The organism is Streptosporangium sp. NPDC000563, assembly GCF_040299985.1.
Taxonomy (GTDB): Bacteria; Actinomycetota; Actinomycetes; order Streptosporangiales; family Streptosporangiaceae; genus Streptosporangium.
In genome coordinates, this window is sequence record NZ_JBEPDA010000001.1 from 1,225,561 (window position 1) to 1,238,172 (window position 12,612).

Consider the following 12,612-nt stretch of genomic DNA (forward strand, 5'->3'; position numbering starts at 1 on the left):
CCTGCCAAGGACGGAATGCATGACCCTCGCGCTCGCCGTGGACAAGGATGAACTGGTCGTCGATGTGCCGGAACATTCGCCGGTGCGGCTGCCGCTCACCGGGGAGGGCCGGGCGAGCACACTGCTGATCTTCGGATATCCCGGCAGGGGCAGGACGAGATACGGCCTGGCGATACTCGACGAGTCCGGCCTGGTCATGCTGGAGGCCCCGGGCTCCCGGTCGAGGAGGGCGGTGGAGACGTTCGCCGCGGACAACGGGCTGGAGTTCGAACTCAGGGCTTTCGACACCCCGCAGCAGGCCAGGGTCGCGCTCGCCCGCCGGTCGCCGAGATGGCGCGCGGTGACCTGGCGCCGGGCGCCCGCGCCCCTGCCGCGCCTGCGCGTGCCCGGCGTGAGAAGCCTCAGACCGCCGCTGAGCTCGCCGAAGGTGTGGTGGCGCGAGCAACTGCTGTACGTGCTCATGTGGGCGGTGCTCGCCTACGGTGCGGTCTTCGTGACGCTCGTGCTCCTCAACCTGACCGAGACCCGGGCCGACGTCACCCGGGGGATGGGGCCGCTCGGGGTCGCCGCCCTCGTGCTGGCCGCGCTGACGGTCGTCGGGGCCGTCGTCGTGGTCGGGGTCGGCCGTCGCAGGTCCCGCAACCAGACCGCCCAGGGACGCGTTCTCAGGCGCGAGGGCCAGCCGCACTGCCGCCTGGTGGCCGTTCACGGCCGCCTGCTGCTGGAGACCGCGCGCAGGACCCGCGAGCTTGAGGCGTCCGAACTCCTGCTGTACTCGGTGGAGACAGGGGAGACCGGCCTGCTGGTGGGCGGGGGGCTGTTCCACCTGCCGGGACGCTGGGACGAGACGCAGGTCGAGCGCTTCGCCACGGGAAACGGCCTGGAGCTCACGATCCGCAGGCTGACGCGCGAGGAGTATCTGGACCTGACGGCGCGGGCGAAGGACGCGGTTCCCTAGAACGCCGATCAGGTAAGGAACAGGCGATGTCCGGCCATCGGTGAACCGCGGGTCGCAACGGATCGGTCTGGCCGCATCCGATGTCGATCAATGCTCTGCGCGGTCATCTGACCGGCTCTCCGGAGCCGAGCTCGGCGGGGTTTCCCCGGCACGGTCTCCCGGGGACGGCCTTTCCGGTGGCCACCTCTCCGGCACGGCCCCCGAGAGGCGGTCTTCCCGGTGTCCCGGCACGGTCTCCGAGAGACGGTCGGTGCCCCGGCCCGGTCTTCCGGGGACGGTCCTCCCGGGCGCCGCCTTCCCGGCACGACCCTCCGGGCGCGGTTCTCCGCGCCCGGCTCGGTGCGGGCCCCGGTGGTCGCGGTCCACTACTGCACGATCCGCAGCATGATGTCGGAGGCCGTGGGCCGGTTGCCCGGCTCCTTGTCCAGGCAGGCGGCGGCGAGCGGGCGCAGCGACTGGGGCAGGGCCGTCAGGTCCGGATGATGGTTGATCACCCGGTTCAGGATGGCGGGGATGGTGTCCTCCCCGAAGGCGGCCTTTCCCGAGGCGGCGAAGATCATGGTCGCGGCCCAGCTGAACACGTCGGTCTCCGGGCCGATCGTCCGGCCCGCGAGCTGCTCGGGCGACATGTAGGCGGGGGTGCCCATGATGTTGCCCGACGTCGAGGTGACCTGGTCGAGGGCTCGGGCGATACCGAAGTCGATGACGCGGGGGCCGTCGGCGCCGATCAGCACGTTGGCCGGCTTGAAGTCCCGGTGCACCACGCCGGCCCGGTGGATCGCGGCGAGCGCGCCCGCGGTGGCGAGGGCGAGCCGGGTCAGGCCGTCCTCGTCGCGCGGACCCTTGTCGCGGACCAGCTGCTCCAGGGAGTCGCCCTCCACGTACTCGCTGACGACGTACGCCTGGTCCTCGTTGATGTTCACGTCGAGCACCCGCGCCGTGGAGAACGTCGCCACCCTGCGCGTCGCCTCCACCTCCCGCAGGAACCGCTCCCTCACCACCTGGTTGCCGGTGAAGTGCTCGTGCAGCACCTTGATCGCGACTTTCTGTCCCTGCGGGGTCAGCGCGAGGTGAACCGTTCCCTGGCCGCCCTTCCCCAGGTGACCGATGAGCCGGTACGGCCCCAGCCAGCCCTGAGGGGCGGGGGTGTTCCGGTTCTGCGCGGGGTAGGTGGGCCCGGCCTGGGCGAAGGGGGTGTTCGGGTTCTGGGAGGTGTGGGTGGGCTGCCCCTGAGCGAAGGGGACGTGTGGGCTCTGGGAGGCGTGGGTGGACTGGCCCTGCGCGAAGCGGTCCCGGGGGGTGTGCGCGGGCCCGCCCTGCGCGAAGCGGTCCTGGGAGGTGTGGGTGGGCTGGCCGTGGACGAAGTGCCCCTGGGCGGGCTGGGGCGGCGCATACCGGGGCGGCCGGTCGTCGTGACGGGGTTGTGGCTGCGGCCGGTACCCGCCGTGGTGCTGCGGCGGCTCGGGAAGTCGCGGCTGCGGCCGTTGCGCGGGCGGATGCAGCATCGAGACCTCGGTGGGACCCGTCTGGTACGACGGCGGCCGGGGCGGTCGCTGGACGTGGCCGTACCCGGGAGACGACGGCCCCGGATGGAACGCGGGGGAGGGCCCCTGCGCGAAGACCGACCCCCTGAGGATCAGCGCGTGGCCCAGCCCGCCGAGCCAGCTGCCGACGAGACCGATCGTCGCGACGGTGTCCAGCACGATCGGTATGTCGTCGGAACTCCCGTAGATGGCCGCGGCGGTCACAAAGATGCCGACGCCGAGGCCGTAGAAGGCGGCGGCGAAGGCCAGTAACGGGCTCCGCAGCTTGCGCGCGGCGTGGCCGATGATGAAAGGCGTCCCGATGCCGCAGGTCAGCAGGGGTACCAGCGTCCACACGACGCTCCACGCCGTGTTGGATCGTGCCGGTGGTTGCGACTGCCAGGCCGGCCCGTACTGGTGGGACATGGGGCGAACAATACGATTTTTTCCGGATCTCTGCAGACGCTTCGGTGGCGAGTCGGCGATTGGAGGGCGGTTCTCGAACACACAGTCTGTGGATAACTTCTGTGGATAACCCGGTTCCCTCGCTGATTCCCCCGTCATTACGGTCTCGTGGTTCCACGCATTCCCGAGCGCCCCACTGTGCGTCATGATGTTGAGTTGTGGCACGGATACCAGGAGTGGGATTGGCGAAGGGGCTTTCCGTCACCCTTCGCCACATGCTGAGCAGGTCGGTGACCCAGCAGTACCCCGAAGTCCGGCCGGAGCTGCCCCCGAGGAGCAGGGGGGTGATCGCGCTGGTCGAGGAGAACTGCACGGTGTGCATGCTCTGTGCCCGCGAGTGCCCCGACTGGTGCATCTACATCGACTCCCACAAGGAGACCCTCCCGGCCCCGGAGGGCGGCCGCCCCCGGGCCCGCAACATGCTCGACCGCTTCGCGATCGACTTCTCCCTGTGCATGTACTGCGGGATCTGCATCGAGGTCTGCCCCTTCGACGCGCTGTTCTGGTCGCCGGAGTTCGAGTACGCCGACGGCGACATCCGTAACCTTCTCCATGAGAAGGACAAACTCGCGGCCTGGGCGCAGACCGTCCCGCCGCCCCCGGCGCACGAGCCCAACGCCGATCCGCCGAAGGAGCTCGCGGCCGCCTCCCGCCCGGTTCGCCCCCGGCCCACCTCCTCCGGAGCCGCTTCTCCCAGACCCGCTTCGAGCGTCCGGGCGATCCGGCCGCCGGGGGCCCTGCCGAAGAAGAACGATCCGTCCACAGGCGGGTCGTCCGTCGAAAAGTTATCCACAGGCGGGGACGACGCGCCTCCGGCGACGGCCGCGCCGGGGCAGACTCCTCCCACGGATCCGAGTGGAGAGCCCGGGGAGGAGAGGTGACCGAGGTGCCGTCCTACCTGTCGCCGACCGGGCAGGAGATCGTCTTCCTTCTGCTGGGCGCGATGGCCGTCGGGTCGGCGCTGCTCGTCGTGACCACCAGGCAGCTCGTCCACGCGGCCCTGTGGCTGGTCGTCTGCTTCGGCGCGCTGGCCGGGTGTTATCTGGTTCTCACCGCCGAGTTCGTCGCCTGGGTCCAGGTGCTGATCTACGTCGGCGCGATCGTGGTCCTTCTCCTGTTCGGCATCATGCTCACCCGCGCCCCGATCGGCAAAAGCGCCGACCTCGACAGCCCTAACCGTCCGGCCGCGGCGATCGTGGCGATCGCCACCGCGGCCGTGCTGGTCACCGTGGTCGTCGACGGCTTCCGCATGGCCTACATCCAGCTTGAGCCCGGTGGCGGCTCGGCCGCCGAGCTCGGTTCCAGCATCTTCCGCAACTGGGTGCTTCCCTTCGAGGCGCTCTCCGTCCTGCTGCTCGCGGCCCTGATCGGCGCCATCGTCCTGTCACGCACCGACATCCGAGGGAGGGACTGACGTGCACGTCGTCTATCCCGCGGTCGTCTCGGCACTGCTGTTCTCCATCGGCGTGTACGGGGTGCTCGCCCGCCGCAACACGATCCTCGTGCTGATGTCCGTCGAGCTCATGCTCAACGCCGTCAACCTCAACCTGGTCGCCTTCGACGTGTGGTTGCGCGACCGGCTGCACAGCGGGCAGGTCCTCACCCTCTTCGTCATCGTGATCGCCGCCGCCGAGGTCGGCCTCGGCCTCGCGATCATCCTCGCGCTCTACCGCAACCGCCGGACCGTCGACCTGGATCGCCTCCGCTCCCTGTCCGACTCGCCCGACCCGGCCCTGTCCGACTCGCCCGACCCCGTCCTGTCCGGCTCCACCGATCCGGTCCCGGCCGGAAAGACCGCGCCTGTCCCGGCCGGAAAGACCGACTCGGCCCCGGCCGGGGAGCCGGACCCCGGGCAGGGTGACACGCCATGATCACCATCGCCTCGCTCGTGATCCTCCTGCCCTTCCTCGCGGCGGCCGTCGGGCTTCTCGGCTCCCGCTTCCCCCGGCGTCCTCGAAGCGTGACGCCCCCGGAGGCCGGCGACAGCACCGCCCCCAAGCCCGGCATCTCCAAGCCCGGCACTTCCGAGACCGGCGACTCGGAAGTCGCCTCGGGATTCGACGCTTCCACGACCACTGTCTCCAAGCCCGGCACCTCCACGCCCACCACCTCCGAGGTCAACCCCGCCCCCGACACCGACGCCAACCGCAGGGCCGCCTGGATCGCCGTGGTGCCCACCGCGATCTCCGCGGCCCTGGCGATCTGGCTCGCCTACGCCACCTGGGCGGCAGGCGGGGGCGGGAGCGGGATCGAGTCGCCCGCACCGGCCGGGGCAGGGGCCCAGGGGGCGATCGACGGTGTCACCGCGACGTTCGCCGTCATCGAGACGGGTTCGGTGCCGATCTCGGTCGGCCTGCTGGTCGACGGCCTCGCCGCGTCGATCGCCGTGCTCGTCGGCGTGGTCGCGCTGGCCGTGCAGGTCTACTCCGTCGGCTACATGCGCGGTGACCGGCGCTACCCGTCCTACAGCTCCTTCATCAGCCTGTTCACCAGCGCCATGCTGCTCGTCGTCTACGCGGCCGATCTCCTGGTCCTCTACGTGGGCTGGGAGATCATGGGGCTGTGCTCCTACCTGCTGGTCGGGCACTGGTGGGAAGACCGGGCCAACTCGCGAGCGGCGATCAAGGCGTTCCTCGTCACCCGGATCGGCGACGTCGGCTTCCTGTTCGGCATCTTCGTTCTCGGGACGGCGGCGGGCAGCTTCAGGATCGCCGACGTCATCGCGAAGGTCCCCGAGATGTCGTCGGGCACGCTCATCGCGGCCACCATGCTGCTGCTGGCCGGGGTCGCGGGAAAGAGCGCCCAGGTGCCGCTGCACGTCTGGCTCCCCGACGCGATGGCCGGACCGACACCGATCAGTGCCCTCATCCACGCGGCCACCATGGTCGCCGCGGGCATCTTCGTCGTCGCCCGCCTCTACCCGGCCTTCCTCGGCGCCCAACCCACCCTGGACATCCTCGCGGTCCTGGCCGCCGTCGGAATGCTCGGCGCGGCCCTCGCGGCCCTCGCCCAAGACGACCTCAAACGCGTCCTCGCCTACTCCACGATCAGCCAGCTCGCCTACATGGCCGGCGCCCTGGCCGCCGGGTCCCGGAGCGCCGCGGTCTTCCACCTGATCACCCACGGCGCCTTCAAGGCACTCCTCTTCCTCTGCGCCGGTGCTGTGATCCACGCGGTCGGCTCCAACCTGATGAGCACGATGGGAGGCCTGAGAAAGGATCTTCCGGTCACCTTCGCCGCGACGACGATCGGCTTCGCCGCCCTGGTGGGCCTCCCCCCGGCGAGCGGTTTCTTCAGCAAGGACGAGGTGCTGGTGGCGATCGAGCGTTCCCTGTCCTCGGGGGCGTCCTCCGGGACACTGACCGGCGCCGCGGCCCTGCTGCTCTACGGCTGCGCGCTCACCACGGTCGCGGTGACCGGCGCCTACGCCACCCGGGCGTGGCTGCGCACCTTCTTCGGACAGCGCGCCCCCCAGCCCCATACCCTCCCCGAACTCCAGCCCGCGCCGGGCACGCCTCACACCGCCCATGCCGTTGTCCCCACCGCCGCCCACACTGCCGTTCACGAGGCTCCGGCCACCATGCGCGTGCCCATCCTCGTCCTGGCCGTCCCGGCGCTGCTCCTCGGCCTCGTCCGGGTCGGCGACGTCCACTGGGGCACCGCCGCCCTCGGTCTCGCGGTGGCGCTGCTGGGTGCGGGGGCGGTCTACGCGGCGTGGCGCTCCGACTCCATGCGCGACCCGGCCCGCCTGCTCGGCCCCTTCAGAGCCCCGTGCGAGCGCGCCTTCTACGTCGACTCCCTGTACGCCAGGCTTTTCGTCCGCCCCACGCTGCTCTTCGCGAGCCTCGTCGCCCGCACCGACAGCCGTGTGGTGGACGGTGCCGTGCGCGGCTCGGGCCAGGCGACCCTGAGCCTGGCGAGACTGGTCCGCCTGATGCAGAACGGCAACGCCCAGCTCTACATCACCGGCCTGCTGGCCGGAGTCCTCCTGATCGCGGCGTGGGCGGTGATTTTCAGATGATCTCTCTGCTGTTCTGGGGCATCGTCGCTCTCGTGGTGCTGCTCCTCATCCGTCTGGCGGTGATGCGCCGGTGACCCCCTCCCCGCGACCGACCCCGACACCGGTCCCAAAGCCCGTCACGGTGACGGACCCGGTGCCCGGCCCCTGTGAGGTGGTCACGCCATGAGCTGGCTGCTGATCGCGCTCCTCGGCGTGCCGCTCGCCGGGGCCGCCGCGCTGCTCGCACTCCCCGGAGCGGACGTCGCGGCCAGGAGGCGGCTGCTCAGGGTGCACGGCCTGGTCGTCTCCGGGCTCACGTTCGCGCTGTCGGTGCTGCTCGCCGCCACGTTCGACTACGGAAACGCCGCCCGGCCGCAGTTCGTGACCGACCTGGCCTGGATCCCCGGCCTCGACCTCAGGTTCCACCTCGGCGTGGACGGGATCTCGCTGCCGCTGGTCGTGCTGACCACGCTGCTGACCTTCCTGTGCTTCGTCTACCTGTGCCGGGGCAGCGCCGAAGGACCCGGGCAGCTGCTGGCGCCGCGGCCGGGAGGCAACCGGCCACGGGCGCTGGTGTTCACGCTGCTCGTCCTCGAAGTGGGCATGATCGGCACGTTCCTCGCGCTCGACCTGCTGCTGTTCTTCGTCTTCTTCGAGGTCGTCCTCATCCCGATGTACTTCGTGATCGCCGTCTGGGGCGGGCGTGCCCGCCGCGCGGCGGCGATCAAGTTCATCCTCTACACCCTGCTCGGCTCGGTGGTCCTCCTGCTCGGCCTGCTGCTCATCTGGTCGCAGACCGGCACCCTGGACATGACCGCCCTCGCGCAGGCACGGGGGACGGGCATGTCCACCTCGGTGCAGACCCTCGCCTTCCTCGCCGTCGGCATCGGTTTCGCGGTCAAGGCCCCGATGTGGCCGCTGCACACCTGGCTGCCCGACGCGCACACCGAGGCACCGACCGTCGGTTCGGTGCTCCTGGCGGGTGTGCTGCTCAAGATGGGCACGTACGGCATCGCCCGCGTCGCGATCCCGATCCTGCCCGACGGCGCCGTCGCGGTGGCGCCCTGGCTCGGGGCCTTCGCGGTGGTCGGCATCGTCTACGGCTCGCTGGCCTGTCTCGCCCAACGCGACCTCAAGAGGATGATCGCCTACTCCTCGGTCGGCCACATGGGGTTCGTGCTCCTGGGCTTCGCCACGCTCACCCCGGCCGGAGTCAACGGCGCCCTGTTCGGCAACATCGCCCACGGCCTGATCACCGCCCTGCTGTTCTTCGTCGCAGGAGCGATCAAGGAGCGCTACGGCACCTCCGACATGCCGGCTCTGGGCGGCGGCATGATGACACGCCTGCCCCGGCTCGCCTCCCTGCTCACCTTCGCCTGCGTCGCCTCGCTCGGGTTGCCGGGACTCGCGGGCTTCTGGGGCGAGATGCTCGCCCTCCTCGGTGCCTTCGAACCGGCCGCGGGCCTGTCCCGCCCCCTCTACCTGGTCTTCATGGCCCTCGGAGGTCTCGGTACCGTGCTGACCGCCGCCTACTTCCTGCTCATGCTCTCCCGCGTCACCCACGGCCGGAGCACCGAGACCGTCCACGTCCCGGTCCTGGCCGGAGTCACCACGGGCGGTCTCCCCTCCACGGGCCCGACCGGTGAGGAGACCGATCACAGAGAGAACGACCGCGAAGAGGGCGCTCCCACCCCCGAGGCCGACGAGAAGGAGGGCATCCCCGTGGCGACAGGCGGTGGGGGAGACGCTTCCTCTCCGGGGGCGATCTCAGCGGCGACTTCGGAAACGGTTGCGGGGACGGTTTCAGAGACGGCCTCGGCGGTGACCTCGGGGACGACGAGCACGACCAGATCACGTATGCCCGACGTCACGGGCTACGAACTGGCCGCCTGGGTGCCGCTGATCGCGCTGATCCTGCTGTTCGGCCTCTGGCCCAAGGCGCTCCTCCTGCTCACCGATCCGGTGGTCCGGACCCTGGTGGGCGCGCCATGATCCAGTCGATCGACTACTACGCGGTCGCACCGCCCCTCGTCCTCGCCCTCACCGCCGGGCTCGTGCTGCTCCTGGACGCCTTCCTGCCCCGCAGGCCGTACGTCCGGACGGCACTCGGCGCGGTCACGCTGGCCGGGGTGATCGGCGCCCTCGCGGTGGTGATCTCGCAGGCCGTACGCGCCGGAGACCCGCTGCGGACCTTCTGCGTGCCCGAGGGCCTGCTCGGCTCCCCCCAGGCGGCGATCGGGGCCATCGTCCCCCCGGTCACCGAGCCGACGGCGCCCACGGCCGCCGTGGCACCCTGCTCGTTCGTGGTCGACGACTTCACGCTGGTCTTCGCCGGGCTCGCACTGTTCGCCGGGATCGTCGTGGTGCTGCTCTCGGCGACCGAACTCTCCTCGGGAGACATCCCCGTCGGAGAGTGGTACTTCCTGCTGCTCTGCACGCTGGCGGGCGCCGTCGCCCTGCCCGCCTCCCGTGACCTGATCATGCTGGTGGTCGCTCTGGAGCTCGTCTCGCTGCCGGTGTTCGCGCTCACCGCGCTCAGGCGGTACGACGGCCGAAGCTCAGAGGCGGCGGTCAAGCTCTTCCTCGTCTCCGTGGTCTCCACGGCGGTGATGCTCTTCGGGGTCTCCCTGCTGTACGGGACGACCGGCACCGTCTACCTCGACCGCATCGCCCACGTCCTGCGGCAGGGCGTCTCCGCCGCCACCGGTCTCGGACCCGGCTCGGGAGGCGCCGGCACCGCCTACGAGTCCTCGCTGCGGATCGGCTACGACCTGCCCGCCGTGGTCACCGTGGCCGTGGTCCTGGTCATCGCCGGGTTCGCCTTCAAGATCGCGGCGGTGCCGTTCCACGCGTGGGCGGGCGACGTCTACCAGGGTGCCCCCATCCCCGTCGCGGCCCTGCTGTCCGTCGTCTCCAAGGCGACGGGGTTCGCCGGGCTGATCCTCGTCCTGGTCGTCGCCCTGGGCGGCCAGGGGGCCACCTGGGTCCCGCTGATCGCGATCCTCGCCGCGCTGACCATGACCGTGGGCAACCTCCTGGCCATGCGCCAACGCCACGCCGTACGACTGCTCGCCTGGTCCTCCGTCGCCCAGTCGGGCTACATCCTCGCCCCCCTCGGCATCAGGAACGACGAGGCGATGAACGCCTCGGTCGCCTATCTGGTCTTCTACGCGGCGATGAACCTCGGGGCGTTCGCCGTGGTCACGCTGGTGCCGAGGCGGTCGGGCGGGGGAGAGCTGGACGACTACCGGGGCCTGGCGCTCCAGAGGCCGGCCGCCGGGCTGGCGCTCGCCTTCTTCCTCATCTGCCTGGCGGGCCTGCCCCCCGGGCTGGCCGGGCTCTTCGCCAAGATCGTGGTGTTCCGGGAGCTCCTCGGCGGAGGCGGTGGCTGGCTCGCCGTCGTGATGGCGGTGAACACGGTCGTGGGCCTCTACTATTACGTCGCCTGGGTCGTACGGATCTTCACTCCGGTTCCGGTCCTCACTCCGGTTTCGGTGACCGGGAGCGCCATGACGGGAGGCGGCGCGACGGGGAGCGCCGTGGCGGGAGGCACCGCGACCGGGGGTGTCATGACAGGAAGCGCTGTGGCCGGAGATGTCGTGGTGGGGGGCGTGAGAACGGATGGCCGCGGTGCCGGATGGATACCCGCGACCGCGGCGATCGCGGTGGCGGCGATCGTCGCGATCGCCTTCTCGGTCGCCCCGCAGCTCGTCCTCGACCTCGTCCCCTCGGGCCTCATCGCCGTGGGCTGAACCGTTCGGGAACGTTCGACCTGGCCGGGGACGTTGTCACGGGTGAACCAGCATCAACCGAGAGGGGGATGTAGTGCATCACAACGGTCTGCGTACCGCGGTCCTTCTCGGAGCATTGTCCGCGGTGATCATCGCGGCGGGGGCGTGGCTCGGAGGCAGCCTCGGCGTGCAGATCGCGGTCCTGATCGCGCTGGCGACCAACGGCGTCGCCTATTTCTTCTCCGACCGCATCGCGCTGTCCGCGATGCGTGCCCGGCCCGTGGGCGAGGTCGAGCAACCGGTCCTCTACCGGATCGTGCGCGAGCTCTCCACCGAGGCCCGCCAGCCCATGCCCCGGCTCTACGTCTCGCCGACCATGCAGCCCAACGCCTTCGCGACGGGGCGCAACCCACGCAACGCCGCGGTCTGCGTGACCTACGGGATCACCCAGTTGCTCGACGAGCGCGAGCTGCGCGGGGTCATCGGACACGAGCTCTCCCACGTCTACAACCGCGACATCCTGATCTCGTCGGTGGCCGGCGCCCTCGCCACCATGATCACCTACCTCGGCTACGTCGGGCTGTTCTTCGGCGGCGGTGACGACGACGAGGGGCCCGGGTTCATCGGCGCGCTCCTCATGATCGTGCTCGGCCCGGTCGCGGCCGGAATGATCCAGATGGCCATCTCCCGCTCCCGCGAATACCAGGCGGACGAGTCCGGTGCCCGGTTGACGGGTGATCCGCTCGCCCTCGCCTCGGCACTGAGAAAGATCGAGATGGGCACCCGTCAGCTGCCCCTCCCGGAGAACAGCCGGATCGCCTCCGCCTCCCACCTGATGATCGCCAACCCCTTCCGCTGCGCCGGGATCGGCAGGCTGTTCTCCACCCACCCGCCCACCGCCGAGCGGGTCGCCCGCCTGGAGCGCATGGCCGGCTACCGCCGCTGACCGCACGCTCGCGCTTGAGCCCCTGCCCGCCCCCGTGAAACCTCCACGGTTCGGGGCGGCTCAGGGGGTCAGCCCGGTGACGATCGGATTGTGCACGGATCCGGGCACGACGAAGCCCCCCATTCGCTCCGTACCGCCCGACTCCTGATCGACCCGATACCAGGCGTAGCGGGCACCTCCTCCCTTCCTGAGCCTGCGCGGGATCACCGTCTGCAGGTCGAGACGGCCCGCGCCGTTCCAGCGCATCCGGGTCGGGGTCCTGCCGACGGGCACGGCGACGGGGTCGCGCCTGGGGATACCGCCGGTGGACACGTCCCACAGGCGGATCCCCGCGTCACGGGCCGTGAAGTGAGCGACGACCTCGCCGCCCGGGCCGAGCGCCCCTCCCACCGGAACGCGCCCCCGCTCGGCGAAGGGCGAGAGCGAGTAGATCCCCGCCTGGAACATGTCATCCACCACGAGTACGAACCTCGCGTCAGGACTGAAACTCCACGGCCGCAGTCCGGGCGGCAACGGGACACCCTCCCCGCTGTAGGTGTCCAGGATCTGATAGTCCCCGCCGATGCCCAGCACCGCGTACCGCCCACCGGGGGAGAGTTCGACCCGTGCCGTGCGCATGCCGTTCGACCACATCACCCCCGGCACCACCCGCACCTCGCCGGTGGCCATCTCCCGCACCACCAGAGCCCCGTCCCTCAACTGGAAGTACGCGACATACCTGCCGTTCGGCGACAGGGCGAGCGGTGCTCGTTGCCCGCGCACGGAGAACACCCGGGCGTCGCGGAGGGCGACCACCTTGCCGCCGCGTACCCAGAGTTTCCACGGCGCGCAGACACACCCGTCGAGCCCCGCGTACCGGACCGGCGGCCTCGCGCTCGCGGCCCCCGCCGGGCCGCCCGCTCCCATGACCACGGCGACCGCACCGACGCAAACACTCAAGCGGCGGAACAACCCCACTGGCGCCCTCCCGAGTCTTTCCGGACAGCGGG

General features: G+C 70.8%; 9 protein-coding genes and 1 pseudogene. 8 read left to right on the forward strand and 2 right to left on the reverse strand.

The annotated features are described in order from the left end of the window. Nucleotides 1-19: 19 nt before the first annotated feature. The gene (locus ABT352_RS05855) at nucleotides 20-958 is read left to right on the forward strand and encodes a hypothetical protein (RefSeq protein ID WP_350942811.1); all 939 of its coding nucleotides are present in this window, start codon (nucleotides 20-22) and stop codon (nucleotides 956-958) included. Between the two features lie 365 nt (nucleotides 959-1,323). Here ABT352_RS05855 and ABT352_RS05860 read toward each other — a convergent pair whose 3' ends face one another. Beyond that, complete coding sequence (locus ABT352_RS05860) at nucleotides 1,324-2,907, reverse strand: serine/threonine-protein kinase (protein WP_350942812.1); 1,584 nt, start codon at nucleotides 2,905-2,907, stop codon at nucleotides 1,324-1,326. 254 nt (nucleotides 2,908-3,161) lie between these two features. On the opposite strand from ABT352_RS05860, the gene ABT352_RS05865 reads away from it, so the two are divergent. The 7 genes and pseudogenes from ABT352_RS05865 (at nucleotide 3,162) to htpX (ending at nucleotide 11,623) form a co-directional block, all read left to right on the forward strand. Beyond that, nucleotides 3,162-3,827 (forward strand): NuoI/complex I 23 kDa subunit family protein, encoded by a 666-nt coding sequence (locus ABT352_RS05865; protein WP_350942813.1) that lies wholly within the window; start codon nucleotides 3,162-3,164, stop codon nucleotides 3,825-3,827. Further along, on the forward strand, nucleotides 3,824-4,360 hold the full coding sequence (locus ABT352_RS05870) for an NADH-quinone oxidoreductase subunit J family protein (RefSeq protein WP_350942814.1): 537 nt from the start codon (nucleotides 3,824-3,826) through the stop codon (nucleotides 4,358-4,360). The genes ABT352_RS05865 and ABT352_RS05870 overlap by 4 nt, the downstream gene beginning before the upstream one ends. Nucleotide 4,361: 1 nt before the next feature. Beyond that, nucleotides 4,362-4,643: pseudogene (gene nuoK, locus ABT352_RS05875) on the forward strand (NADH-quinone oxidoreductase subunit NuoK); the annotation flags it as partial. Nucleotides 4,644-4,813: 170 nt separating this feature from the next. Beyond that, nucleotides 4,814-6,967, forward strand: coding sequence for an NADH-quinone oxidoreductase subunit 5 family protein (locus tag ABT352_RS05880; protein WP_350942816.1), 2,154 nt, complete (start codon nucleotides 4,814-4,816; stop codon nucleotides 6,965-6,967). A gap of 162 nt (nucleotides 6,968-7,129) precedes the next feature. After that, the gene (locus tag ABT352_RS05885) at nucleotides 7,130-8,938 is read left to right on the forward strand and encodes a complex I subunit 4 family protein (protein WP_350942817.1); all 1,809 of its coding nucleotides are present in this window, start codon (nucleotides 7,130-7,132) and stop codon (nucleotides 8,936-8,938) included. Further along, entirely contained in the window at nucleotides 8,935-10,698 is a 1,764-nt protein-coding gene (locus tag ABT352_RS05890; RefSeq protein ID WP_350942819.1) for an NADH-quinone oxidoreductase subunit N, read from the forward strand. The genes ABT352_RS05885 and ABT352_RS05890 overlap by 4 nt, the downstream gene beginning before the upstream one ends. Nucleotides 10,699-10,771: 73 nt before the next feature. Then, nucleotides 10,772-11,623: a zinc metalloprotease HtpX gene (gene htpX, locus ABT352_RS05895; RefSeq protein WP_350942820.1), complete on the forward strand. Its 852-nt coding sequence runs from the start codon at nucleotides 10,772-10,774 to the stop codon at nucleotides 11,621-11,623. 60 nt (nucleotides 11,624-11,683) lie between these two features. Here the strand turns inward: htpX and ABT352_RS05900 are convergent, their stop codons facing one another. Continuing rightward, on the reverse strand, nucleotides 11,684-12,562 hold the full coding sequence (locus tag ABT352_RS05900) for a WD40 repeat domain-containing protein (protein ID WP_350942822.1): 879 nt from the start codon (nucleotides 12,560-12,562) through the stop codon (nucleotides 11,684-11,686). Between the last annotated feature and the right edge of the window lie 50 nt (nucleotides 12,563-12,612).